At 62.7% G+C, this 24,038-nt stretch carries 22 protein-coding genes, 1 tRNA gene and 2 pseudogenes; 15 read left to right on the top strand and 10 right to left on the bottom strand.

Features of this window, described 5'->3' with window-relative positions; all coding sequences use genetic code 11:
• Positions 1–11: 11 nt before the first annotated feature.
• Positions 12–1,616: a protein translocase subunit SecD gene (gene secD / locus ACFO0A_RS08070; RefSeq protein ID WP_379538502.1), complete on the bottom strand. Its 1,605-nt coding sequence runs from the start codon at positions 1,614–1,616 to the stop codon at positions 12–14.
• A gap of 60 nt (positions 1,617–1,676) precedes the next feature.
• The gene (yajC, locus tag ACFO0A_RS08065; protein ID WP_379538501.1) at positions 1,677–2,027 is read right to left on the bottom strand and encodes a preprotein translocase subunit YajC; all 351 of its coding nucleotides are present in this window, start codon (positions 2,025–2,027) and stop codon (positions 1,677–1,679) included.
• A 205-nt stretch (positions 2,028–2,232) separates the two neighbouring features.
• On the opposite strand from yajC, the gene ACFO0A_RS08060 reads away from it, so the two are divergent.
• Together ACFO0A_RS08060 and ACFO0A_RS08055 are read left to right on the top strand one after the other, a co-directional pair.
• A tRNA-Pro gene (locus ACFO0A_RS08060) sits at positions 2,233–2,309 on the top strand.
• 166 nt (positions 2,310–2,475) lie between these two features.
• Positions 2,476–2,955, top strand: a pseudogene (locus tag ACFO0A_RS08055) (acyl-CoA dehydrogenase family protein); the annotation flags it as partial.
• Positions 2,956–3,063: 108 nt separating this feature from the next.
• Here ACFO0A_RS08055 and ACFO0A_RS08050 read toward each other — a convergent pair.
• Complete coding sequence (locus ACFO0A_RS08050; protein WP_379538500.1) at positions 3,064–5,376, bottom strand: TonB-dependent receptor; 2,313 nt, start codon at positions 5,374–5,376, stop codon at positions 3,064–3,066.
• Positions 5,377–5,435: 59 nt separating this feature from the next.
• On the opposite strand from ACFO0A_RS08050, the gene ACFO0A_RS08045 reads away from it, so the two are divergent.
• Positions 5,436–5,645 carry a hypothetical protein gene (locus ACFO0A_RS08045; RefSeq protein WP_379538499.1) on the top strand — a complete coding sequence of 70 codons (210 nt, stop codon included), beginning with the start codon at positions 5,436–5,438 and terminating at the stop codon, positions 5,643–5,645.
• Positions 5,646–5,844: 199 nt separating this feature from the next.
• Here the strand turns inward: ACFO0A_RS08045 and ACFO0A_RS08040 are convergent, their stop codons facing one another.
• Entirely contained in the window at positions 5,845–6,615 is a 771-nt protein-coding gene (locus ACFO0A_RS08040) for an enoyl-CoA hydratase/isomerase family protein (RefSeq protein WP_379538498.1), read from the bottom strand.
• Between the two features lie 200 nt (positions 6,616–6,815).
• Between ACFO0A_RS08040 and ACFO0A_RS08035 the strand changes: the two genes are divergently transcribed.
• From ACFO0A_RS08035 to ACFO0A_RS07995, 9 genes are all read left to right on the top strand, one after another.
• Positions 6,816–7,955, top strand: coding sequence for an acyl-CoA dehydrogenase family protein (locus tag ACFO0A_RS08035; protein ID WP_379538497.1), 1,140 nt, complete (start codon positions 6,816–6,818; stop codon positions 7,953–7,955).
• Positions 7,952–8,938, top strand: a complete 987-nt coding sequence (locus ACFO0A_RS08030) for an acyl-CoA dehydrogenase family protein (protein WP_379538496.1) — start codon at positions 7,952–7,954, stop codon at positions 8,936–8,938. The genes ACFO0A_RS08035 and ACFO0A_RS08030 overlap by 4 nt, the downstream gene beginning before the upstream one ends.
• A gap of 13 nt (positions 8,939–8,951) precedes the next feature.
• On the top strand, positions 8,952–10,130 hold the full coding sequence (locus ACFO0A_RS08025; protein ID WP_379538495.1) for an acetyl-CoA C-acyltransferase: 1,179 nt from the start codon (positions 8,952–8,954) through the stop codon (positions 10,128–10,130).
• 127 nt (positions 10,131–10,257) lie between these two features.
• On the top strand, positions 10,258–11,244 hold the full coding sequence (locus ACFO0A_RS08020; RefSeq protein WP_379538494.1) for a thiamine pyrophosphate-dependent dehydrogenase E1 component subunit alpha: 987 nt from the start codon (positions 10,258–10,260) through the stop codon (positions 11,242–11,244).
• A complete protein-coding gene (locus tag ACFO0A_RS08015) occupies positions 11,241–12,248 on the top strand; it encodes an alpha-ketoacid dehydrogenase subunit beta (RefSeq protein WP_379538493.1) in 1,008 nt (335 codons plus the stop codon). Before ACFO0A_RS08020 ends, ACFO0A_RS08015 begins: the two co-directional genes overlap by 4 nt.
• Before the next feature lie 3 nt (positions 12,249–12,251).
• The gene (locus ACFO0A_RS08010) at positions 12,252–12,482 is read left to right on the top strand and encodes a biotin/lipoyl-containing protein (protein WP_379538492.1); all 231 of its coding nucleotides are present in this window, start codon (positions 12,252–12,254) and stop codon (positions 12,480–12,482) included.
• 133 nt (positions 12,483–12,615) lie between these two features.
• Positions 12,616–13,173, top strand: a complete 558-nt coding sequence (locus ACFO0A_RS08005; RefSeq protein ID WP_379538491.1) for a nuclear transport factor 2 family protein — start codon at positions 12,616–12,618, stop codon at positions 13,171–13,173.
• A gap of 85 nt (positions 13,174–13,258) precedes the next feature.
• Positions 13,259–13,819 carry a nuclear transport factor 2 family protein gene (locus ACFO0A_RS08000; protein ID WP_379538490.1) on the top strand — a complete coding sequence of 187 codons (561 nt, stop codon included), beginning with the start codon at positions 13,259–13,261 and terminating at the stop codon, positions 13,817–13,819.
• 27 nt (positions 13,820–13,846) lie between these two features.
• Entirely contained in the window at positions 13,847–14,764 is a 918-nt protein-coding gene (locus tag ACFO0A_RS07995) for an alpha/beta hydrolase (RefSeq protein ID WP_379538489.1), read from the top strand.
• 80 nt (positions 14,765–14,844) lie between these two features.
• Here the strand turns inward: ACFO0A_RS07995 and ACFO0A_RS07990 are convergent, their stop codons facing one another.
• A complete protein-coding gene (locus ACFO0A_RS07990) occupies positions 14,845–16,056 on the bottom strand; it encodes a helix-turn-helix transcriptional regulator (RefSeq protein WP_379538488.1) in 1,212 nt (403 codons plus the stop codon).
• Between ACFO0A_RS07990 and ACFO0A_RS07985 the strand changes: the two genes are divergently transcribed.
• Positions 16,040–17,212 carry a sulfotransferase family protein gene (locus ACFO0A_RS07985; protein WP_379538487.1) on the top strand — a complete coding sequence of 391 codons (1,173 nt, stop codon included), beginning with the start codon at positions 16,040–16,042 and terminating at the stop codon, positions 17,210–17,212. The genes ACFO0A_RS07990 and ACFO0A_RS07985 overlap by 17 nt on opposite strands.
• A gap of 28 nt (positions 17,213–17,240) precedes the next feature.
• Positions 17,241–17,723 (top strand): VOC family protein, encoded by a 483-nt coding sequence (locus ACFO0A_RS07980; RefSeq protein WP_379538486.1) that lies wholly within the window; start codon positions 17,241–17,243, stop codon positions 17,721–17,723.
• 120 nt (positions 17,724–17,843) lie between these two features.
• Here ACFO0A_RS07980 and ACFO0A_RS07975 read toward each other — a convergent pair whose 3' ends face one another.
• From ACFO0A_RS07975 to ACFO0A_RS07955, 5 genes are all read right to left on the bottom strand, one after another.
• Complete coding sequence (locus ACFO0A_RS07975; RefSeq protein ID WP_379538485.1) at positions 17,844–19,583, bottom strand: FAD-binding protein; 1,740 nt, start codon at positions 19,581–19,583, stop codon at positions 17,844–17,846.
• A gap of 138 nt (positions 19,584–19,721) precedes the next feature.
• Positions 19,722–20,900 (bottom strand): cytochrome P450, encoded by a 1,179-nt coding sequence (locus tag ACFO0A_RS07970; protein WP_379538484.1) that lies wholly within the window; start codon positions 20,898–20,900, stop codon positions 19,722–19,724.
• 77 nt (positions 20,901–20,977) lie between these two features.
• The gene (locus ACFO0A_RS07965) at positions 20,978–22,216 is read right to left on the bottom strand and encodes a cytochrome P450 (protein WP_379538483.1); all 1,239 of its coding nucleotides are present in this window, start codon (positions 22,214–22,216) and stop codon (positions 20,978–20,980) included.
• 57 nt (positions 22,217–22,273) lie between these two features.
• Positions 22,274–22,933, bottom strand: a complete 660-nt coding sequence (locus ACFO0A_RS07960; RefSeq protein WP_379538482.1) for a TetR/AcrR family transcriptional regulator — start codon at positions 22,931–22,933, stop codon at positions 22,274–22,276.
• Positions 22,934–22,961: 28 nt separating this feature from the next.
• The gene (locus ACFO0A_RS07955; RefSeq protein ID WP_379538481.1) at positions 22,962–23,249 is read right to left on the bottom strand and encodes a GMC oxidoreductase; all 288 of its coding nucleotides are present in this window, start codon (positions 23,247–23,249) and stop codon (positions 22,962–22,964) included.
• Between the two features lie 321 nt (positions 23,250–23,570).
• On the opposite strand from ACFO0A_RS07955, the pseudogene ACFO0A_RS07950 reads away from it, so the two are divergent.
• Positions 23,571–24,038, top strand: a pseudogene (locus ACFO0A_RS07950) (IS6-like element IS6100 family transposase); the annotation flags it as partial.

The following is a 24,038-nucleotide window of genomic DNA, read 5'->3' as shown; positions in this document are numbered from 1 at the left end:
CGCGGCGATCCCTAGATTTCGATGGTCGAGGGCCGCGCGCGGCGCAGCCACTGGGCGACCCACAGGCGGGTCAGTGTCACAGCGGTGAAGACCGAGGTAACGATACCGATCATCAGCACCACGGCGAAACCGCGCACCGGACCCGAGCCGAACAGGAACATCAGTACCGCCGCGATTACGTTCGTTAGGTTGGCGTCAAAGATCGCGCGGCTCGCTTCCTTGTAGCCCGTTTCCACGGCCTGGACGACCCTTCTACCTCGCTTGCGCTCTTCGCGGATGCGCTCGTTGATCAGCACGTTCGCGTCGACGGCGGCGCCGATGGTCAGCACGAAGCCGGCGATGCCTGGCAGCGTAAGCGTGGTGTTAGCGATCGCCATGATGCCGAGGATCATGAGGACGTTGATGATCAGCGCCAGATCCGCGTAGATGCCGAACCGGCCGTAGGTCACCCCGATGAAGACCATCACCAGCACGGTGCCGACAAGCATCGCGATCATGCCCTTGCGGATCGAATCGGCGCCGAGGTCCGGGCCCACGGTGCGTTCCTCGATCACCTTCAGGTCGACCGGAAGCGCACCCGAACGCAGCGAGATGGCAAGCTGGTTGGCGCTTTCGACAGTGAAGTTGCCGCTGATCTGCGCGCTGCCGCCCAGGATCGGTTCGTTGATGTTGGGGGCGGACAGAACCTTGCCGTCGAGGATGATCGCGAACGGGCGATTGACGTTCTCGGTCGTCAGCCGCGCGAACTTGGCGCCGCCTTCCTGGTTGAAGGTGATCGAGACGACCGGACGGTTGTTCTGGTCATAGCTCTGCTTGGCGTCGGTAAGCTGATCGCCCTTGATCCCGCCGAGGCGCTTGACCGCGATCGCCCCGGTGGGCTGTCCTTGGGTGCCTTCGGCATAGGGAACGATCTCGCTGCCCGGAGGCGCGATGCCCTGGGCCACGTCCGACGGTATCGCCGTCGGGTCGACGAGCTTGAACTCGAGCTTTGCGGTCTGGCCCAGCAGGCTCTTGAGCGCCTGCGGATCGCTGAGGCCCGGGACCTGAACGACGATGCGGTTGTCGCCCTGGCGAATGATCGTCGGTTCGCGGGTGCCGAGCGCGTCAATGCGCTTGCGCACCACTTCGGTCGCGGTGTCCATCGCCTGGCTGATCGCCTGGTCGATGCCTTCCTGCGTTGGGGTCATGACGAACCGGTTTCCGTCGACGACCTGGATGTTCCAGTCGCGCTGGCCGGTCAGGCCCGCGCCGCTGGTGAGCGGGAGAACCAGCTCGCGTACTTGGTCGACTTGTGTCGGGTCCTGGACCATGAACGTCAACGAACCGCCGCGGCTGGAAATGTCGCCGATCCGCACCGGTGTAGTCGCGGTCCGCAGTTTGGCGCGGACGCTCTCTTCCATGTTCTCGAGCCGCTGGCGGGTAACCTGCGCGGGGTCAGCCTCGAGCAGGATGTGGCTACCGCCGGCAAGGTCGAGGCCGAGGTTGATGCGCGGCGCGGGCAAGGCGGCGGGCCAGGTGATGCCCATGGTGCTGCTGAGCGAAGGCAGGGCGCAAAGCGCGCAAACCAGCGTGATAGTCCACAGCCAGATGACCTTCCACTTAGGAAAATCGAGCATTCGCAATCCGTTCCAGAAATGCGCGACCGCCCTCAGGCCGGGTCGCCGGTTGTCGAAGGATCAGTCGTTCGCCGGAGTGGCGCCGCCCGCGGGGACGATGTCGCCGATGGTCGACTTGACCGCCTTGACCTTGACGTTGGGCCCGAGTTCCAGGTCAACGTAATGCTCGTCGACCCGCAGAACCTTGCCGATCAGGCCCCCGGCGGTGACGACCTGGTCGCCCTTCTTGATCGAGGCGATAGTGGCCTGGTGATCCCTCTGGCGGCGCATCTGGGGCCGGAGGATGAGGAACCAGAAGATGAAGCCCATCGCGACGAGCGGAAGGAACTGCATCCAGGCAGGCGGCCCGGCGGGATCGGCAGCCCCCGCGGAAGCCGCCGAAAGAAACGAAACGAGCGAAGGTGATGTCATGGGGCTGGGCGAACTCGAAAGGGGCAGGGAAGACGGAAAAACCGCACGTGAGCGCGGCTTGTGGTCTTCACCGGCAGACAACGGGCGCGCCTAGCAGCAAAGGCTTTGCATGGCAATCGAACGCCCTACGGCGGGACTTTCCGGGGTTACCCCCGCGCGCCCTTGCCATTGCGCGAACCCCCGCTTATAGCGCGCGCCTTCCGGTCGGGACGTAGCGCAGCCTGGTAGCGCATCACACTGGGGGTGTGGGGGTCGGAGGTTCGAATCCTCTCGTCCCGACCAATAAATCAATCACTTAGCTGAGAACTTGCACCGCCCCCGGGAGGCTCTCTGGCTCCTGTGGTGCACTGATGGTGCAGATTTTCGGAACAGGATGCATCCGCTTGGGACGGATCGCAGCGCGAGATTCGCTGCGTTTGGTTTAGCTCGGCCCTGGAACGGCCCAGTCTCCGGTCTCGGGTTCAAGCTTGCGCAGATCCGGCTGAGCCCGGCGCGGCTGTCGCACTGCATGCGCTGGCACGGCGCCTGCCAGCGGGCGCACGAGATCGCCACCGATTACGCCAATCGCCGCCAGGCCTTCGGCAAGCCATTGATCGACCACGAGGGCGTGGGCTTCATGCTTGCGGAAAACCTGATCGATCTCAGGCAGGCCGAACTGATGATCGACTGGTGCGCCGGCGTGCTCGACACAGGCTCGCTCGGCACGGTCGAAAGCTCGATGGCCAAGGTGGCAGTGTCCGAAGCGCTGATGCGGATCGCCGATCGCTGCGTCCAGGTGATGGGCGGCACCGGGGTCACCGACAAGACGATCGTCGAGCAGGTGTTCCGCGAGGTGCGTGCGTTCCGCATCTATGATGGCCCGACCGAGGTGCACAAATGGTCGCTTGCCAAGAAGATCAGGCGCGACTGGAAGGCGGCGCAGGAGTAAAACGAAAAATCAGCGCGAATGCACCGACTGAACGCCGACACAATTGAGGCGATGGAGTGCGGCCCCCACCTATTTCGGTGCGGGGCCGACCACTCTAACAAATCAGGATCAGAACTTGTAGGAAAGCTCGAAACCGTAGGTTCGCGGTTCTCCATAGGTGCTGGAGATGTAGCCGGCTTCCCGATAAATTCCGATGACGCCGACGCGGTAGAACTTGTCGGTCAGATTGTTCACGAACGCGGCAGCGCCTATTCCGGTACCCTTGATGTTGCCAAGCGAGGCGCGGAGATTGACCAGGGCATAGCCCTTTTCCAAACTCTGGTCATCGTTGAGGTCGAGCCAGGTGCTGCTGCGATAAGACATGCTGGCATTGAGGTTCAGGTCCCCCAAACCGGCAATCGGAGTTCCATAGTTCAGCGTGACGCCGACCTGGTGATGGGGAGCACCCACGAGTTCATGCTCGAACGGTTGACGCCCCTTCGTGATGTCGATGTTCACATAAGCGTAGGACAGCGTCATGTCGAACGGACCGGAACGCAGGCTTGCATCGAACTCTGCACCGTAGTTGTGCTGGGCAGCGGTATTCGAGATGATTGTCGTGACGTTGCCGCCACCGTCGATGCCGGACTGCTGCTTCTGTACGTTCCTGTAGTTCTGGAAAAACAGGGCCGTAGCAGTCGTCAGGCGAGCACCGCCAAGGTCCGTGCGCGTTTTCAGGCCGAGTTCGTACTCCTGCACCTTCTCGGGATTGAACGGCGCGAGCTCGGCGTCCGATGTGGCTCGGAGCGAGAAGCCGCCGGCGCGGAAGCCCTTGCGGGTGGCAATATAAGCCGTCAGCGCGTCTGATGGCTGATATTGAAGAGTCACGTCCCAGGTGAAGGCATTCCAGGTATGGGAATTCGAGTGAGTGCACTGCGCGAGCGGGAAGCTCGTCCCGTCAGGCCGGCGATAGAGGCAGATGCCGAGCGCCGGTAGTTGCGGAGACACGGTCGCGCGGCGCTTGTCGGATGTATAGCGCCCGCCGGCGGACAGTTGCACCTTGTCGGAGAACTTGTAGGTGCCTGCAAGGTAGCCGGCCAAGGCCTCCGCGCGCCCGCTTCCACCAAGAGCATTCCGGAACAGGACGGCAGGTGTGGTCAACGGCAATCCCTGACTGACAAGCGCCAGCTCAGGAAACTGTTCGGAGGTCGATCCATCGGTTCCTTGTTCAAGGAAGTAGTAGAGCCCGGTAACAAAATCGAGGCGATTTTCGAGTGCCTTCCCCTGTACCTGAAATTCTTCGCTGTATTGCTCGATATTCCGGGTCTGCCCGGAGTTGATCAAGAACGCTGGAACCCCGTCCAGGTCCTGAAAGGAAGCATAGTCAACTTTACGGTAGCCGAACACATTCTTCACTTTGAGATCGCCAACCGGGATTGTCGTACGGTTGGTAATCCCCCAGTTCTTGCTATATTCGAAGGGCTTGAACCCATAGGCGTCGAGATTGCCGCCGTCACCGAAACCCTGATCGAACTGCTGTCGACCCAACGTCTTTTGCCGGGCAAATTGTGCAACTGGATCGGAGACGTTCAATCCGATTGAGCGAAAGAAGGCATAGCCACCGATAGCCGGTGCGGTGGGATCGATTGCGGTCGGATAAAGCGCAGACCCATGAATGCGGCTTCGCAGCCAGTCGAAGATGGTGGTCGATTCGATGCCGCCGCCTGGCGTCAGCCGAAGTGAAACGCGGAAGGTATCGTAGTTCTGGTCATCATAATCCCGACCATCGCTGACGTCGGTCGTGTACCCCTTGCGTTCGCGGGTCTTGCCGGCAACACGCAGCGATGCCCAGTCGGCCAGCGGAATGTTGAGCATGCCGTAGACGTCGTGCATCTTGTAGTTGCCGACTTGCGCGACAACTTCGCCCTCCAGTTTGTCGGTTGGACGATTGGGCTCCACCAACACCGCACCACCAGTCATGTTGCGGCCGAAAAGCGTGCCCTGGACGCCCTTGAGCACCTGGACCGACTGGATGTCGTAAAGCGATGATGCGAACCCGATGGATCGCGCCTGCAGCACTTCTGCAAAATAGGCACCGACCGGCTGGTCAGTCAGCAACTGAGCCTCGTTCGTGCGCTGTCCGCGCAACGAGAGGGCGAAGGCCGTACGACTGGTCCCCTGGGTGGTGATCGTCAGGGACGGCGCGACTGCCTGGATGTTGGCAATGTCCGTGGCTCCCGTCTTGACGAGCGCGGCGCCGGAAACCGCAGTCACGGCGATCGGCACGTTCTGCAGGGATTCCTCGCGGCGCCGCGCCGTCACGACAATATCGCCGGCATCGCTACCGTTAGCAGCAGCCGGATCGGGTGCAGGTGCGGGCGTTGCCTCCTCGGCCCAGGCATGCCCGGAAGCCGAGATCAATGCCGCAGAAGCCAGCAACATCCGCCCAAACATCCTCATAGCATCTTCCCCTCGAATTTTGGTCTGCAAGGAGCGGGATATTGGCAACTCGGCGGGACGAACAGGGCGACGGCCTGTTGATCGCAATCGCGATGGCGGTCGCGCAAATCCTCACCCAATCCTGTGATAAGATTAGAGATATCTGCCGAATTGCTTGCCATGCAGGCTTCGCGTTGGCTCGCTTTGACGAAGCAACAGGTGGAATGCAGAGCCAGCGGATTCCGGCCAGCAATTGCAATTTGCGATTTTGACGAAGGCCTTCCGGCGTCTTTCTCGCGAAGCAGGTCGATTTACGATCTTGCCGTCAAACCTGCTCCGCTTACCTGCACAGCAAGCGCACGCCACGCGGATGATGAGGCATAAAGCCAGGCCGTTGATCAAGGTCCCTACGACATTCGCAGCGTTGATGATCCGACACTGGCAAAATGGCGATCGGGTGCGCGCCCGCCCTCAGGCTCCGCGATATGCCGGCTTGCGCTTTTCCTTGAACGCCCGGGTGCCCTCGGCAAAGTCCTCGGTCCAGGTCATCAGGGCCTGCACTGCGGCTTCGAATTCCAAGGCCTCGTCGAGCGACTGGGACGGCGCGCTGTCGAACTGGCGCTTGATCTGCGAAAGGGCGAGCGTCGGGGCAGTCGCGAGGCTGGCGGCTAGTTCGTTCGCACGAGCGAGTGCAGAACCCGGCGCGACCGATTCTAGCGCAAAGCCGAGCCGCGCCGCTTCCTCGCCGCTCACGAAGCGTCCGCTATAGGCGATCTCCTTGGCACGCATGACGCCAACGTGCCGCTCGAGCAGCCAACCGGCAGCCCCGTCCATCGCCAGCCCGATGTGGCGGAAGGCGAACTGGAAACGCGCGTTCTCAGCGCAAACGATGAAATCGCACGACAGCGCCAGCGCAAATGCCACGCCGATGCAAACGCCTTCCACGGCGGCGATCACCGGCTTGTTCGTATGCGCAACGCTGCGGACCATGCGATGGAGCGTGCGGGACTTGACCATGTTGCCGCGCACCCCGCCGGTGCCCATCTCGCCAACGTCGGCGCCCGCTGCGAAATCGCCGCCCGCGCCGGTGAGGATGATCGCGCGGACCTCGTCATCGTCCTGCAAGTCCTGAAACACGCTCTGGAAAGCCTGCCGCATCGCCATGGTGACCGCGTTCTTGCGTTCCGGGCGATTGATCGTGACGGTGGCAACCCCACCCTCACGGGTCACATCGATCGACATCAACAGTTCTCCTGCAATCCGCGTTGAAGCTCGCTCTGGGCCGGTCCGCCGCCGGCGGCGAGCGACATTTGTAGCAGCCGGCAGAGCCCCAGCCAGCCTGCCAGTCCGGCATATCGCTGCTGTGATGAACCAAAGCGCGCGATTGGCGGACCAAAGCGACTGCGTCACAAAAGCGATGAAACAGCAGGCAGAAATACGTCGTGCAGACTTTTGCGATCCAGGCGCTGTCCTGGCCGGACGAGGGCGCTGCCCTGCGCCGTCAAGTGCGTGCCCTGGTGAAGGAGCATGTCGGTGAAGGCGATCCGGCGGCGCGAACAAACTGCTGGGCGGTAGCCGATCCGGCATTCAGTCGGGCGCTCGGCGGCGCCGGGCTGCTGGGTATGACCTGGCCAAGGGAATATGGCGGGCATGAGCGCAGCCCGCTCGAGCGCTACGTGGTGCTCGAGGAACTGCTTGCTGCCGGGGCACCGGTCGGTGCGCACTGGATCGCGGATCGGCAGACCGGCACGCTGCTCCTTCGCTACGGCCACGAGGAAGAGCGCCGCCGATGGGTGCCCGGCATGGCGCGCGGCGAGGTCTACGCATGCATCGGTCTCTCCGAACCAGGTGCCGGGTCCGATCTAGCCTCTGTCCGGACGACCGCGCGGCGTGATGGCGATAGCTGGGTCATCGATGGCCAGAAGGTCTGGACCACCAACGCACACAATGCGCACGTAATGATCGCCCTCGTCCGCTCGCAAGAGGGCTCGCAGCGCAATGGCGGTCTCAGCCAGTTCATCATCCCGATGGACACGCCGGGGCTCACCGTGCGCCCGATCATCGACCTCACCGGTGGGCATGACTTCAACGAGGTGTTCTTCGACGGCGTCCGCCTTCCAGACACCGCGCTGCTCGGAGTGGAGGGCCAGGGGTGGAAGCAGGCAACCGCCGAGCTCTCGCTCGAGAGGTCCGGGCCGGAGCGGTATCTGTCGTGCCTTGTGCTGCTGACCGAGTTGATCCGCGCGGTCGGTCCGGAACCGGGCGAGGCGGTGCGTGCGCTGATCGGTCGGCTCGTGTCCGAGACCTGGACCCTGCGGTTGATGTCGGCATCGGTTGCGGCTCAGATCGCCGCCGGCAATGATCCCGCGCTCGAAGCAACGATCGTGAAGGACCTAGGCAACAGCTTCGAGCAAGCAATGCCCGAACTGGTACAGGCAGCGGTCGAAGCAGATCTGTCGAGCGAGGCTGCGCTACCGGTCATGCTCGGCCATCTGCTTCAGGTCTCGCCCTCGTTCTCGTTGCGCGGCGGTACGCGCGAAATCCTCAAGGGCATCATCGCGCGGGGGCTGGGCCTCAGATGAACGAACAACAACAAATGCTGGCCGACATGGCCGATGGTCTGTTCGCAAGCCTCGGGCCAACTGCGACCGTCGAGCGTGACTGGGCCCAAGTGGAGGAGCTCGGTTTGCCCTCCCTTGTGCTAGCCGAAAGCGCCGGCGGTTTTGGCGGGAGCTGGCAGGATGCGCTGATCGTGTTCCGGCTGCTAGGGTACCATGCGCTCGCACTGCCGCTTGCCGAGGCGGCGATTGCCGCCCGGCTGGCTGCCGATCGTGGCTTCGCTGGAAGAGGCACGATAGCATCCGGTTCAAACGGAAAACTAGTCGACGATAGCTTCACTGGCACGATCCTGGGCGCCGCCGCGAGCGAGGGAGCAGGGTTCATTGCCGCACCGCATCCGAGCGGAACAGGCGGGACCATGCTCATTGCAACAGACGGCGCGGTGAGCATCGCCGGTCGCAACCCGGCTGGGGAACCGCGCGATGTCCTGCACTTTGACCAAGCGGCGGTACGCTTCGCAAGCGAGGATGTATTCACGCTTGGTGCTTTCGCCCGCGTCGCTCAGATTGCCGGGGGACTGGACGCGGCGCTCGCCATGTCGGTCAACTACGTAAACGAGCGACAGCAATTCGGACGGCCGTTGGCCAGGTTCCAGGCGGTGCAGCAGTCGCTCGCCAGCTTCGCCTGCGAGGCAGCGGCGGCGAACTGCGCGGCGATGGGCGTGGCGCAGGCCCTCGATCGCAACGGCGGTGACGCGAGCTACGAGATCGCCGCCGCAAAACTTCGCGCCAATCGAGCGGTGGGCGCAGGCACCGCGGCTGCGCACCAGGCACACGGCGCGATCGGCTTCACGCAAGACTATGGCCTGCACCCGATCACCCGCCGGCTGTGGTCAGCGCGCAGCGAGTTCGGCGGTGACAGTTACTGGTCCGGGGTACTTGGCGGCCGCGTCGCTGCTGCGGGAGCAGACCGCTTCTGGGCCGACCTCACCGCCCTCACTGACTGACAGGACCCACCCCATGCCCGAAGCCGTAATCGTCGCCACCGCCCGCACTGCCATCGGCAAGGCGGGTCGCGGCGCGCTGAACAACCTCGACGGAGCCGACCTGGGCGCGCTGGTCATTCGCGAGGCGATGGCGCGGGCCGGTCTCGAAGGCCCCGAAATTGAGGACGTGCTGCTCGGCGCTGCCCGGCTTGAAGGGCCGCAGGGCGGCAACTTGGGGCGAATGGCGGCCCTGCGCGCAGGGCTGCCGGTTTCGGTTCCGGGCTTTGCCATGGATCGAAAGTGCGCCTCCGGTCTCAACACCATTGCCCTTGCCGCGCAGCGGATCATGGCTGGCGAAGGCGACGTCTATGTGGCTGGCGGCCTGGACAGCTGCTCGCTCGCGCTACCCGGAACTCGTGGTGACCGGCTCCAGAATCCCTGGCTCAAGGATCATGTGCGCGGAGTTTACGACAGCATGATCCAGACTGCCGAGACCGTCGCGGCGCGATACCGGATCAGCAGAGAGGCGCAGGACGAGTTTTCGCTGCTGAGCCAGCAGCGCATCGCCGCAGCACAGGCCGAAGGTCGGCTCGACGCGGAGATCGTGCCCGTCACAGTCACCAAACTCGTCAAGGACAGGGCCGGCGCGGTCATCGGCGAGGAGACAGTGACGCTCGCAAAGGATGAAGGCAATCGGCCCGAGACCACGATCGAGGGCCTCGCCGAGCTTCGTCCGGTGATCGAGGGCGGCACGGTGACTGCGGGCAATGCCAGCCAGCTTTCCGACGGAGCGAGTGTCTGCGTGGTGATGAGCACCCGCGAGGCGGCGCGGCGTGGGTTGCAGCCGCTTGGCGTGTTTCGTGGATTTGCCGTCGCGGGTTGTGAGCCCGACGAGATGGGCATTGGGCCAGTCTTCGCGGTGCCCAAACTGCTGGAACGCGCAGGCCTGTCGGTGGACGACATTGGGCTGTGGGAGCTCAATGAGGCCTTCGCAGTCCAGGCGATCTATTGCCGCGATCGATTGGGTATTGATCCGGAGCGGCTCAATTTGATTGGTGGCGCCATCGCGATCGGCCATCCCTTCGGGATGTCTGGTTCCCGCCTGACAGGCCACGCGCTAATCGAGGGCAAGCGCCGGGGCGAGAAATACGCAGTGGTGACGATGTGCGTAGCGGGCGGGATCGGTGCGGCCGGGCTGTTCCAAATTACCTGAAGGGATACAGTCATCGGCCATACGATGGCTGGCCCGAGCCTCTCGACAGTCATCGTCCGGCTTGCCACTCCGACCACAATAGCTCTCGGCACAGACCCGAGAGAACATACCGGACGGAGACGCAGGCATGACCAGCAACTATGCGCCCGACGGTGCGACCCAGCTTGAGATCTACCGCAAGGTTGCGCTGCTGAAAGCGAACGACGAGCGCAGCCGCAAGGTGATCATGACCGGGCGGCTCGTCATGCCTTACTACAGCTATCGTGGGCAGGAGGTGATCCCCGCTGCGATGGCGACCGCGCTCACCGATGACGATTACTGGGTGACAATCTACCGCGGCATTCACGACATGCTCGCCAAGGGCATGCCGCTCAATGACTTGTGGGCCGAGATCGCGGGCCGGGTCGACGGGACCTGCAAGGGCAAGGGCGGGCCGATGCACCTCACCTACCCCGAGAAGGGGATCATGGTGACAACCGGTATCGTCGGATCCTCGATGCCGATCGCCAACGGGATCGCCTGGGGCTCGCAGCTCAAGGGCAACGACCGGGTGACCGTAGCGACCTTCGGCGACGGCGCCTCGAACATCGGAGCGTTTCACGAGAGCCTCAACCTCGCCTCGGTGTGGAAGCTGCCGGTGATCTTCCTGTGCCAGAACAACCTCTATGGCGAGCACACGACTTACGAGAAGGCGACCGCGGCCAAGCGCGTCGCCGATCGCGCGGCGGCCTACAACATGCCGGGCGTACGGGTGAACGGCAACGATCCGATCGAGATGTATGCCGCCGCGCGCGAGGCGGTCGACCGCGCCCGCGCCGGCGAGGGCCCGACATTGATCGAGGCGATGACCTTCCGCTTCCACGGCCACGTCTTCGGCGATGCCGATGCCTATATGGACAAGGCGCAGAAGAAGGCCGCCATGGACGCTGACCCGGCGCCGCTGTTCCGTGCCCGGCTGATCGCCGAGGGGATCGCCAGCGAGGCCGAACTCGCGGCGATCGAGGCCGAGGTCGAGGCGCGGATCGATGCGGCGGTCGAGTTCGCGCTGGCCTCGCCCTTTCCCGAGCTCGATGAACTCACCCGGGATGTCTACGCCGAGGGAGAAGCGGCATGAGCGGGACCGCAACGAAGACCAAGCCGGTCACCATCCTCCAGGCAATCAGCAGTGCTCTCGCCGATGCGATGGCCGAGGACGAGACCGTGCTCGTGCTCGGCGAGGATGTCGCCGATCCCGAGGATGGCGGTGTTGTCGGTGTAACCAAGGGACTGTCGACCCGCTTCGGCGACCACCGCGTGCGCTCAACCCCCATCGCCGAACAGGCGATCATCGGCGCGGCGATCGGCGCGAGCCTTGTTGGCTTTAGGCCCGTCGCCGAGATCATGTTGATGAACTTTACCACGGTGGCGATGGACATGATCGTCAACCACGCGGCGAAGCTCAGGTTCATGTCCGGCGGGCAGACCCACGTGCCGATCGTGATCCGCACCATGACCGGGACCGGGTTCGGCTCCGGCGGCCAGCACTGCGACTACCTCGAGGCCTGGTTCGCGCATACCGCGGGGATGAAGGTTGTCGCGCCATCGAACCCGGCCGATGCCTACGGGCTGATGCGCGCCGCGATTCTCGATCCCGATCCGGTGCTCTACATCGAGAATCTTCCGGCCTACTGGACGCCCGGCGAGGCGCCGCCGGCTGGCCATGTCGTCCCGCTGAGCAAGGCGCGGGTGGCGAAGGAAGGCACCGACGTCACAATCGTCAGCTACTCGCGCGTGCTCACCGAGGTCCTTGGCGCGGTCGATGCGATGGAGGCAGCCGGGGTCTCGGCCGAGGTGATCGACTTGCGCACGATCTCGCCGTGGGACAGGGAGACGGTATTCGCTTCGGTGGCGAAGACTGGCCGCTGCCTGATCGCGCACGAGGCAGTCACCCAGTTCGGCGTCGGTGCCGAGATCGCCGCGACGCTCCAGGCCAAGTTCTTCGGCCGGCTCAAGGCGCCCGTGGGGCGGCTCGGCGCGCCCTACGCGCCGGTGCCGTTCTCCAAGCCACTCGAAACCGCTTATGCCCCAACTGCAGACCGGATTGCCGAAATCGCGATCGCGCTGACCAAGGACCACTGACTTATGGCAACTGAAGTTCTCCTGCCCAAGATTGGCTTCTCGATGAACGAAGGCGTCCTCTCCGAATGGCTCGTTGCCGACGGCGACCAGGTCAGCGAGGGCCAGGTGATCTATTCGCTCGAGAGCGACAAGTCGACCAATGAAGTCGAGAGCCCGGCTAGCGGAACAATTCGAATCGCGGCCCAGGTAGGCGAAACTTACGAAGTCGGCGCAGTGCTCGCAGTCATCGAATAAAAATTTGGCTTTCAGCGCCAACGTCTGGCCTGATCCACCCTTTGAGCAAGTTCAACCATGATTGGCGCGTCCTCGCCAGGCCAGCGTAGGTTTGAAGGCGTTGTGCGCTTATCTGCAAGAGACTGAAAAGCCAATGAGCGACACGACGATTACTCCCGACCTCATCGAATACATCCGACAGGCAAAGGATCGACAGGAGATCCACGACTGCCTTTTGCGATACACCCGAGGAGTGGACAGGCACGATAAGGCACTGATGATGTCTGCGTACCATGCCGACGCTTGGGATGAGCATGGCGTCGCTGAAGGCGACCCCGAGACATTCTGTGATTGGGCAATCGGCTGGCATGCCCAAGCGCAGACACGCCACCAACATATCATCACCAATCATACCGTCGAGCTGGACGGCGATACCGCCCATGCCGAAACATATTACCTGTTCCTGGGGGAGAACCGCGAAGGTCCACCGTCGCTCGCCTTCGGGCGCTATGTCGACCGATTTGAAAAGCGTAACGGTCGGTGGGCCATCGCGCACCGCGTCTGCATCAACGAGAAGGCGGGCGCCTTCGTAGACATCGACATACCCGATGCGTGGCTCGCGGCGATGCGTTCCACCGGTCCCGATCGCCGTGACACAGATGACATATCCTACAGGCGCCCGTTGATCAGGGCTGGCGGGACGGCCAGTTGACCGCCGAAAGCCGACCAGTTGCGGCAGAATTTCGATTTTGTCTCATTGGATTGCCTAGTTCGTAAGGCCACATGGGAGGTCTGGGATGAGCGATTTCGCCGCGCTGGCTCGCCGGATCGAACGAATCGAAGCACGACAGGCGATCGGGGAACTCCCGGCGCGCTATGCGCTTGCGGTTGACGCTCGTGATATCGAGGCCTGGGTCAACTTGTTTGTCGAGGACGTGGACTGTGGCCGCCGTGGCAAGGGTCGCGATGCGCTACGCAACTTCATCAAGCCGAATGTCCGCACCTTCTATCGATCGATCCACCAGATCTGTGGGCACACGGTCGATTTCATCGACGACGATCATGCGACCGGCACTGTCTACTGCCGGGCCGAGCACGAGGACGGAGACAAGTGGGTGGTCATGGCGATCGTCTACTTCGATCGCTACGCCCGGCGCGACGGGCGCTGGTACTTCGAGCGGCGGCAGGAGAAACACTGGTACTCGTCAGATATCCTCGAGCGCCCTGCCCCCCCGTTTCAGCTATGGGAGGCTTGGGCGAGCCACTTACCAGACTTGCCCGGAGACTTCCCGACTTGGCGGCCATTCTGGGAGGGGACGGCGCAGGACGCGCTTTCAGCTCTGACCCGCCAGCCATGAGGGCATCCCCCTCTTAAGGAGAACGCTATGAGCGTGAAGACCATCCAGTTCGTCAGTCAGGGCACCACCTGTGAGGGCGATCTGCACCTTCCCGAGGGGTTCGATGCCCAACGTAAGTACCCCGCCCTGGTCATCGGTCATGGTTTCACGGTGTCGCGCAGCAGCCTGGTGCAGGAAGCGCGGCTTTTTGCCGAAGCGGGTTATGTGACTCTGGCGATCGACTATCGCCATTTTGGTACATCCGGCGGCGAACCGCGCGGGCGGCTCTGGCCCTTGCAGGAAGTCGAGGACTTCCGCGCCGCGATCGACTGGCTCGAAGCTCAGCCGGGCGTCGACGAGACTCGCATTGGCATCTGGGGGACAAGCTTCGGTGGCGGCATCGTCACTCACGTGGCGGCGCATGACATCCGCGTTCGCGCTTGCGTGGCGCAGGCGCCGATCCTCGACGGCGACTTCTGGATACGTTCGCTTAATCGCGAAACCGATTATCTGGCCGTCCGCAAATACCTCCTTGCCGCACGGCGCAAGCGCGCTGTGGAAGGTGGCGATCCGGCGATGCCCATGGGCGCGCTGCCCGAGGATGGTTTCACGCCAATGCCGGCCGATCCCGCGATGATCGAGGACGTGATGGGCTGGTACCAGAAAACCGGGGACATGCTGATGCACTCTGCTCCCGAGATCACCATCGAGAGTTTCGAAAACGTCATGCAGTTTGACGCGACCTACACCGCACGCAAGATCGCTCCGCGCGCCTACTGCATTGTCCAGCTCACGGGTCACGACGTGTACCATCCCAACGAGCCGATCCAGACCGCGTACCGCGCCGCCGGCGAGCCCAAGCGCATGGTGTCGCTGAAGATGGACCAGCTCGATGCTTACAAGCCGGGCTTTCGCGAACAGGCGATCGGCGCTGCAGCGGCCTTCTTCAACGAATATCTCGCCTGAGCTTCGTGGAGAATCCCCGATCCGAACAGCGTCTCTTCGTGGCCCGGCTAGGCGGCACCCTCCGCCACCGGCTGCGGGCGTCAGGCAAGGTTTAGAGTGCTGGTCAGCAGAACACGAACAAGCTCTGCCTGCCGTCGGGTGCCCGTTTTCTGGAAGATGCGCTTCGAGTAGGTTCGCGCTGTTTGCAACGTAATGCCCATCAATTGCGCGGCCTCCGCAAGCGTGTGTCCCTTGCCCAGTGCCAAGGCCAGTCGTGCCTCGGACCCGGTCAGCCGAAACATCTCGGCCAGTGACTCCGCGCTATTTATGGCCGTTCGCGCATCGCAGTGCACATAGGCGCGCAGCACCGGCGTATGCCGACCGGTGGCAGGTCGCTCGGTCACAGGCAGGAGTAGCATGTCGGCTCCCGCCGCATCGCCGAGCCGGAGCGCCCGAGGCCGGCAAGTCGGCTCGCGAGCGAAGTCCCGAAGCGCTGCAGCGAGGGTCCGTCCAGCCCCGCCATAATGCAGCACCAGCCGCCCCCGCGGATCGCGCGACATGACTTCGCCGGCAGCGATCAGCCGGCTGACCAGCGGGTCGGAATCGATGATTTGCCCGTCGGCCGCCAGCGTGACCAGCCCGACATTGAGCCGGTCCATCGCCCCTGCATAGGCCGCCAGCCGGGAGCGGGCACCCACAAGTTGCACGTAGGATTCAAGGGCGATGCCCAGATGCACGGCAAGGCGCGCAAGAATCTCGCGGTCCGAACCGGAAAAGCCCGGATCATCAGCCATGACTGTCAGCCATGCATTCGCCCCGTGAGGCTCCGTGATCCGCACGATCAGGAGGTGCTTGGCGCCCAGGTGGTGCAACAGCCCTCGCATCCGGGCCATGCCGGCCCCATCGGCGGGTCCGAACAACTCAGAGAGAGAATAGACCTGCCCTGCGTCGAGCCGATAGTAAGGTAGAGGGTCCTCGCGGTGAAAGCCGCCGAAATAGAACCGAGAGATTTCCTCTTCATATCCACCGCTAGCGAAAGAGGTGAGTTCAGACATTGGCGCATCGGTTCGTCGCAGCGTGAAATTCGCGTGGATCGCTCCGATCGCCTGGCGAAGAGCAGCGGCGAACGGTTGCCAGCCGGCTGAATCGACCACCCCCCGATGTACGGCAGCGATCAACCCGTTCTCGGCTTCAGCGTCTATGGCCCCCTCCCATTTTTGCGTTGCCATTTGGGGACGGTGGCAGGCCGCATTACGGCTAATATGCGCATTGGAAGGCTTGGGAAAGGAGCATAGGGTGAGCACGATCGCCAACGCGGGCGAAGGCAGCCATTTTGCTGGCAGCCGCGAGGAACTATGCGCCGAAGCAGCCCGTAGAACCGGCCTCGATGACTTCGGCAAGCCGGACTTTCACGAAGGTCTCGACCGACTGCTCGATGAACTCGATGGCGCAGGCCTGTCGTCGCAAGGAGCGATTGCCACCCGCGAAAGCATACTCGGCCACCTGACTGGGCGGCTCCGCTCCATTGACGGCTTCAAGCGTCACGCTGACGCAATGCTGCGCCCGGTGGTTCGGCCCCTGATCGTGACTGGCATTGTTCGTTCGGGCACCACGGCCTTGCACAAGCTGCTCTCGATGGACCCGCAGTTCCAGGGAGCAGAGCATTGGCTCTGCGCTGCGCCTCAGCCGCGTCCGCCGCGCAGCGCCTGGGCCGACAATCCGGACTTCAGGCAGTCGAAGTCAATCCTTGATGCGATGATCGCACAGGCTCCTGAATTCCTTGATGATCACGGCATGGCGGTGGACACCGTTGAGGAATCTCTCAATTTGCTGGCCCAACGTTTCTGTTGCAACATGTTCCCGTCTCAGTTCGTCGTCCCGAACTATGATCGCTGGTATCGAACGCAGGATGACACTCCAAGCTATCGCCATTTCGCCGACAATCTCCGGTTGATCGGTGCTAATGACCCGGACCGGCGATGGCTGCTGAAGAACCCCACCGACACGCTTTCGCTGCGCGAGGTTCTGGCAGTCTTCCCGGATGCGATGGTGGTTCAAACGCACCGCGATCCGCTGCAGTCGATTCCATCCGTCGTTAACCTGATCGGCGCCGCGCACCGGATGTTCTGCGGTGAAAACGCCGATGTCGCGCGTGTATACGCGCGCGAAGAGGAGTTCTGGGAGCTCGCTTTGCGGCGCGCAGACGAAGTCAAGGCCGATCATCCAGGTCAGGTCTTCGACGTCCAGTTTACTGATTTCGTCCGCGACCAGATCGGTTTCGTGCAACGCATCTATGACCACTTCAGCCTTGATCTGTCCGTGGAGGCTGAAGATGCGATGCGTGAATGGCTTGCCGCCAACCCCCGACGCTCGACCACGATGCAGCGCTTCACCCCCGAAGACTTCGGCGGCAGCAGCGGCGTGCTGAAGGAGCGCTACGCCGCTTACCGTGGACGCTACGGCTACTGACCCCCTGCGCTCAATGGAGACAACCGCGATGACCCCTCCCCTGTTGGACAGGATTTTCCAGATTGCCTACGTGACGAACGACGTTGCCCAGGCGGAAGCGCTGTTCCGCGAAGGGTTCGGCACGGGCTCATTTACCAGGATGGACCCTCCGGGCGGTTTCATGCGGATCTCGCTCGCCTTTGCGCAGCAGACGATGATCGAACTGATCGAACCGATCGGCGATACCGTGGAGCTCTACGCGAAGTGGATTGCTGGTCGGGAGGGGTTCGTCGTTCGACATCACCATTTCGGCATGCTGGTCGACAGCAAGGCCGAACTCGCAGCCATCCGGGCCGCACACGTCGAAAACGGCACCGCCGTTGCGATGGAGGGCGAAATGCCCGGCGCTCTCGACTATCTCTATGTCGACACAACGCCGGCCCTCGGACACTTTCTCGAGTACATCCGGCTGGAAGAGGGCGGACGAGCCATGTTTGCGGCCGTTGAGGGCAGCACCTTCCAGGCGACCTGATCGCACCTCCGCCTCGATCTCGGTCATACACCTCAAGGGCACGGGTTGGCCGCTCTCAAATCGTCCAGCGAGAGCGGCGGCCGGGGGGCCATCTACAAGCTCTAGCCAGTCCGCCGCCCTTCAGGCGAAAATGCGTTCCAGCTCGTTCGACCCGGTTGCATGGTGCGCGGCGATGAAGCCAAACGTGAACGACGCACCAATACTCGCCCCCGCCGCCGGGTAGCAACGACCGAAGACCGATGCTGTCGAGTTGCCGGTGGCGTAGAGGCCCGGGATTATCGATCCATCATCCCTGAGCACGCGCGCGTACTCGTCGGTGACAACGCCGCCGGCGGTGCCGACATCGCCAGGGTAGATCGCAACGGCGTAAAACGGCCCCTGCTCAACCTTGCCAAGGCTGGGGTTCGGCTTGACCGTCGGATCGCCATGGAGCCGGTCGAAGCGACGGCTGCCCCGGCCGAAATCCTCGTCGACTCCGGCATCGCAAAATCGGTTGAAACGTTGAGCCTCGGCGACCAGTCCGTCCGGGTCGATACCGCAGAGTTTCGCGACATCCTCGAGCGTATCGGCCTTCTTCATGTAGCCACTGTCGAGCCAGGACCGCGGCGTCTTGCCGGGCGGCATCGCACCCCAGGGATATCGCTCGCGATGGCGTTTTTCGAAGATGACCCAACAGGGTACCGCCCTGCCTCCGGTTTCCCGATTGCGTTCGTATATGCGCTCGCCGATTTCCATGTAGGCACCGGCCTCGTCGGCGACGCGACGGCCATTCTGGTCGACCATCATCGAATGTGGCATGCTGAGGTCGAGGTGGTGCATGAAGGGGAACACGCGCCCGTCCTTCCAGATCGCACCCTCTGGCCACTCGCCGTTGGTGTTGCGTGAAGTGACGACCCACCAGGCGGTGTCGAGGCAATCGGTCGCAGCGCCGATGTCCATCATCGCCTGTACCATCTCGCCCGTGTCGCCGGGGTTTGCGCTGGTCCACTCATCGGTTGTCGGACCATCTGTAACCTTCTCACGGAATGCCTTGTTGCGGGAAAAGCCGCCGACGTTGATAAGCACTCCCTGCCGGGCACGAACGGTTATAAGCTGACGATCTTGCTCGATTACCACGCCGGTGACCCTGCCACCCTCGACAATCAGGTCGCGCGCCGGACTGCCCAGCTGGATGTCCAGCCCCTCGCGCAGCGCGATCTGGAGCATCCGCCCCTGAATCGCCGAACCATTGCCAACCGTTTGCCGGCCGGTCAGCTTGTCACGGAGCATGAGCCAGGCCATGCGCAGCGCCTTGCGCTTGCCGGCCCAAGTCCGCTTCATCAGGAACAGCGTGGGGAACTCCTCAGCCGGCATCGGAAGGGACGCCATCGGCGGATAGAGCGCCAGGTGATTTTCCCACTCGCCCAGATCGTGCAGGTTGAATGGTTCGGGCATGATGGAGCGGCCGTGCGGTTCGCCACCCGGCAGATTGTCGTAGTAGTCGGGCCAATCGTCGCGCGGTCGCCGGACCTTGAGACCCTTGTCGCGCAGCCAGTCCAGCATCCGCGGCGCCGCCTTGAGGAACGCATCCCTCCGTTGAGGGGTAACGGCGGGCCCCTCATACGTGACGCAGCTGTCGAAATACTCGCGTGAGCGATCGAAGCTGTCGGCAATCCCCGCCTCGCGCAGCAGGCTGTTGTTGGGAATCCACCAGACGCCGCCCGAGAAACTGGTCGAACCGCCAAAGCGGGTCTCCTTCTCGAGGATGACCGCGCTTTTTCCCTGCTGCTTCGCGACAAGCGCGGCCGGTACCGAGCCACCTCCCGAACCGACGATTACCAGGTCGTATTCGGCTTCAAGTGGCGGATTGACAATCGCCATAGCTGGCCGTTCTCCTTGCATGCCGGCATCGACGGGACGTAGCAGTGCATTACGCTAGCCGCACGATCGCCAATCACCAGTCCTTGGCTCCAGGTCGCGGCGCGACATCGCGTCTGCGATCCAAGCCCTCCGCCGGATTCACGACCACGAAAGCTCCAGCTTGAGGATGCCGTTCACCATGCCCGTCGCCATGACAGGGGGAGCCCCCGGCTTGATCCGGAACTCGGGAATGCGACGGAGCCATTCCTTCAAAAAGATGCGGAGTTCGCGCCGAGCAAGGATCGCACCGGGGCAGGCATGGGGCCCGTTGCCGAATGCGGCATGGACACCTCCCTGACGTGCAAAATCGACCGTCAAAGGATCCGGGTTTACCCTGTCGTCCAGGCCTACGAGCAGGTTCGGAGGCAGCAATCGATCGCCGGCCCGGAATGCCACGCCTTTGTACTCGAAATCACGGGTCACCACGCGAGCGGTGTTCGCCATGCCATGCCGGCGGATCAGTTCCTCGATTGCGCGCTTGAGAAAAGCATCGTCGTCGAGGCGTTCGACAATCTCGCGGCGGTGCGCATCATGAGTTGCGAGATGGCGCGCAAAAAATGAGAGCATTCCTGCAACCGTGTCGAGCCCACCGAAAAGGACAAGCGCCGCATAGGAAATTGCTTCCTCATGTGAAATGCGCTGGCCGCCGATCTCAACGTTCACGATCTGCGTGAGAAGGTCGTCCCCCGGTGCCTCTCGCCGTTCGGTCACCCACTTCTGCAGGTAGGCACCCATCGCCATCATCGATTTGTAGCGAGTTTGCGCATCGCGACCGCGGACCGAATCCTCTGCGATCGGCAGCAGGAAATCCTTGTCCTCGAGTGGCAGGTTCACCATCCGCAAAAACACGTGGATCGGCAGGACCTTGGCAAAATCCAGCACGAACTCGCATCCCCCCAGAGGAACGAGACGCTCGATTGTCTCTACGGCCACGTCATGCACGCCCCGCTCGAGCTTCGCCACCGCGCCGGGTTGAAGCGCCTGCATGAGGGGTCTGCGGTAGTGTGCATGCTCGGGAGGGTCGAGCTCGAGCGGGATCTGCCGGGGGGTTGCCTCGGGCATCGGCGGCAGTGTGATATGGCGATACGAGAAGCGCTGGTGATCCTTCTGCATCACCAGTATATCCTCCGCCCGGGTAGCCACCCAATGGCCGCCGTTGCGCGGCGTCCAGAAGATATCCGGGCATTGCATCTGAAACCGGCGGTAGGCGGCCTGGATGTCCTCGTCCGATCCCGGCAGCGCGTAAAAATCGAAATCGACGACGAGGGCCTCGGGCACATGGTCAGGCCGGCGAGCAAGCGACGATTGAATCGCTGCGGACATTGCCGGCCTCCCTCGTCTGCAGCTTCCGAGTGTCAGGCGTCGAAGCGTACGTAAATGTGGGCGGGGACCCGCATCATCATGCCGCGGATCTCGGGGGCAGGCCGCTCGGGATCGAGCCGCAGCCCCGGCAGCTTGTCGAGAACCGCGTGGAGTGCGCGCGTCATTTCCACCTTCGCCAGGTGCTGACCGACGCAGATATGCGGTCCTCGCGAGAATGAAAAATGCGGTCGCCGGTCGCGGAAGATGTCGAAACGGTCGGGATCCTTATAGACCTCCGGGTCTCGGTTTGCTGCGCCGGCAAGCACATCCAGAGACGCCCCCGCAGGAATATGAACTCCGCCCAGGACTGTATCCTCAATCGATACGCGCAGCTGGGACAGCACAGGTCCATCCCAACGTAGCGCTTCTTCGATTGCTGCGGGTATAAGGTCGCGATCCGCGCGGATTGCGGCGAACTGATCTGGATTACGCAGCAACGCGGTGAGCAGCACACTGGTGCCACGGTAGGTAGTGTCGCCCGCCGCGTTCATGAGCTGGCGCAGGAACGAGACGAGGACGATTTCCGGCAAGTGTTCGCCATCGACCTCCGTAGTGGCGAGCAGGCTGACCAGGTCGTTGCCTGGCGCGGCCCGTCGCGCATCGATGAGCGCACGGAAATACTGACCAAGCTTGAGGCCCGCCTCCTGCGCCTGCGCCATATGGACATAGTCGGTCTGGCCGATAGCCAGGCGCTGGAATGTATGGACGTCACTCTCTGGCAGGTCGAGTTGGTGGTAGATAACCTCGAACGGGTACCGCTGCGTAAATTCCTCCACTAGGTCTGCCGAGCCGCGGGAAAGGAACTTAGCCATGAGCCCGTCCACCACTGGATCGACTATGGTGGTGCCCCAGGTGCGCACGTACTGGGGCAGGAATATCTTCTGAAAGATCCGTCGCCACCGAACATGCTCGGGATTGTCGAGCGTACTGATGCTGCCCATTCCAAACGTGGTGCCTAGCGTGGGTCGGTAACCCGAGTTGGAAAAACGCGATGCATCAGTAAGGACCTCTTCGGCCTCTCGACTTCCCAGGACCGTGAATTTCGGCCCATCACCGTAAAAGCAGGGGTACCCCATGTGCTCGCGGTACGACCCAGGGATGACTGCCCCACCTGCCCGCAAGGCGTGAATGCGCGGATAAGGATCGAGATCGTCGCCGAAGTTGACCTCGTCGGAGGTGAACGGGTCGTACGAGGCATCGTCAAATTCCTCGATCCGTAGTGGGGTTGTCATTTTCAGCCCATCCTCTCTTATGGAGTGATCACTACATAAATGCGGGGGGTCGCTGGGTCAATCAGACAGTACCGTTTCCGGACCAGGATCGAGAGCGCGTCCGACCATGCCCTCAAGCAGCGAGACAATCTGGTCGTTCGAAGGAGCACCTTCGGGAAAGAGCCAGTCGCGCAGCAAGACTGAAGCTGCGAGCATTCCGAACGCCAACCTTAAGCCAAGACCAACATCGAAAGACGGTGACTCGCCGCGCTCGGCATATTTCTGAAGTTGTTCGGCCGTGCCGGCGCGGAAAAACGAAACCAAACCTTCAAACTGTGGCATCGAGCTAGTCTCACTTCGTGGCCCGTGAGCCGAGAGCAGCGCGGTAAACAGTGCGCGATTCTCCTCGATCAGGCCGTAGACCGCTGTAAAGATGAAGTGCTGGTCAGCCCGCGGATCGGTACTGGTCGGGCGCTGCGCGAGGAAGTCTTGCAACAGGCGGTTGAACGGTTGCAGCACGACTTCATCGAAAAGGACTGCCTTGTTGCCATAGTAGCGAAACAGCAAAGTTTCGGACACGTCGGCGACCCGCGCAATTTCGCGCGTGGTCGCGCCATGATAGCCAAGTTCGGCAAAGAGCCTTCGCGCGGCATCGTGGATGCGCTGGTTGACGTCCGCGCGCGAACGCCGCCGGCGGCGAACAGCGTCGGCGGCTGGTTGCGCAGAAAGACCTGGCACGGCGCCTATCGGTTCCTCCCCTCAAGAATCAGCAAAGCGGCTCGCCAATCAGACGCCGTAATCGGACCGTAGCTATTGACCGGACCATTGTCGGCATAATCGATCCATCCACCACCCTGAGGCCCGCGAACCCGCGCACGCGCAGCTTTTCATCGAACACCGCATCGGGAAATTCGCCCATCCGTCTAGTGGCGCAGGCATGGTGTCCGGCCCGCCCCTCCGCACGATAGACTTTTAGAACGTCTTCGGCGGTGCGGAAAGAACGGCTCGGCTCGCGTTCCCCTTCAATCATGGAAGCGATCGCTGGGTGCTTCATCCACTAGCCCTTACGGCGGTGCATCGCGATGGTCACGGCGCAATCGTATGGATCGGAAAGATAGCCTGCTCGATTACACACAGAAGTGAGCGGATCACGCGAGGCATTCAGACCGAGCCGTATGCGTGAAGGCACTGGATAGCCGAAGTGAGTGACGCCAGGCGCCCGATCAACAGCGAGTTTCCCACTTTTGTCGGATAGGGGGGCACGGTTGAAAAGTGGATTCCGATGTCAGAAGCGGCTGATTTCGCAAGCACGCGGGCTCTGTTGCAAAAATCGTGAAGCTTGAGCATGCTTGGCGGAGATTGGACGGACGGAACGATGACGGATTTCAAGTGGCGCCATTTCCAGGGTGATGTGATCCTGTGGGCGGTGCGCTGGTATTGTCGCTATCCGATCAGCTATCGCGACCTTGAGGAAATGCTGGCGGAACGCGGCATTTCGGTCGACCATACGACGATCTATCGCTGGGTCCAGTGCTACGCCCCGGAGATGGAGAAGCGGCTGCGCTGGTTCTGGCGGCGTGGCTTTGATCCGAGCTGGCGCCTGGATGAAACCTACGTCAAGGTGCGGGGCAAGTGGACCTACCTGTACCGGGCAGTCGACAAGCGGGGCGACACGATCGATTTCTACCTGTCGCCGACCCGCAGCGCCAAGGCAGCGAAGCGGTTCCTGGGCAAGGCCCTGCGAGGCCTGAAGCACTGGGAAAAGCCTGCCACGCTCAATACCGACAAAGCGCCGAGCTATGGTGCAGCGATCACCGAATTGAAGCGCGAAGGAAAGCTGGAC

Source organism: Novosphingobium tardum (assembly GCF_042652045.1).
In the GTDB taxonomy this organism is placed as follows: domain Bacteria; phylum Pseudomonadota; class Alphaproteobacteria; order Sphingomonadales; family Sphingomonadaceae; genus Novosphingobium; species Novosphingobium tardum.
The sequence above is the reverse complement of the archived record's forward strand: the minus strand, read 5'-3'. Positions and strand labels throughout refer to the sequence as shown.

Bases quoted from the DNA above. Each gene is read 5' to 3' on its own strand.
- ACFO0A_RS08040 (WP_379538498.1), bottom strand. From the start codon at position 6,615: ATGTCGATCGATGTGACCCGTGAGGGTGGGGTTGCCACCGTCACGATC.
- ACFO0A_RS07975 (WP_379538485.1), bottom strand. From the start codon at position 19,583: ATGGCGATTGTCAATCCGCCACTTGAAGCCGAATACGACCTGGTAATC.
- ACFO0A_RS08000 (WP_379538490.1), top strand. From the start codon at position 13,259: ATGAGCGATTTCGCCGCGCTGGCTCGCCGGATCGAACGAATCGAAGCA.
- ACFO0A_RS08015 (WP_379538493.1), top strand. From the start codon at position 11,241: ATGAGCGGGACCGCAACGAAGACCAAGCCGGTCACCATCCTCCAGGCA.
- ACFO0A_RS08010 (WP_379538492.1), top strand. From the start codon at position 12,252: ATGGCAACTGAAGTTCTCCTGCCCAAGATTGGCTTCTCGATGAACGAA.
- ACFO0A_RS07995 (WP_379538489.1), top strand. From the start codon at position 13,847: ATGAGCGTGAAGACCATCCAGTTCGTCAGTCAGGGCACCACCTGTGAG.
- ACFO0A_RS07980 (WP_379538486.1), top strand. From the start codon at position 17,241: ATGACCCCTCCCCTGTTGGACAGGATTTTCCAGATTGCCTACGTGACG.
- ACFO0A_RS08050 (WP_379538500.1), bottom strand. From the start codon at position 5,376: ATGTTGCTGGCTTCTGCGGCATTGATCTCGGCTTCCGGGCATGCCTGG.
- ACFO0A_RS08020 (WP_379538494.1), top strand. From the start codon at position 10,258: ATGACCAGCAACTATGCGCCCGACGGTGCGACCCAGCTTGAGATCTAC.
- ACFO0A_RS08025 (WP_379538495.1), top strand. From the start codon at position 8,952: ATGCCCGAAGCCGTAATCGTCGCCACCGCCCGCACTGCCATCGGCAAG.
- ACFO0A_RS08030 (WP_379538496.1), top strand. From the start codon at position 7,952: ATGAACGAACAACAACAAATGCTGGCCGACATGGCCGATGGTCTGTTC.
- ACFO0A_RS08005 (WP_379538491.1), top strand. From the start codon at position 12,616: ATGAGCGACACGACGATTACTCCCGACCTCATCGAATACATCCGACAG.
- ACFO0A_RS07955 (WP_379538481.1), bottom strand. From the start codon at position 23,249: ATGAAGCACCCAGCGATCGCTTCCATGATTGAAGGGGAACGCGAGCCG.
- secD (WP_379538502.1), bottom strand. From the start codon at position 1,616: ATGCTCGATTTTCCTAAGTGGAAGGTCATCTGGCTGTGGACTATCACG.
- ACFO0A_RS07965 (WP_379538483.1), bottom strand. From the start codon at position 22,216: ATGACAACCCCACTACGGATCGAGGAATTTGACGATGCCTCGTACGAC.
- yajC (WP_379538501.1), bottom strand. From the start codon at position 2,027: ATGACATCACCTTCGCTCGTTTCGTTTCTTTCGGCGGCTTCCGCGGGG.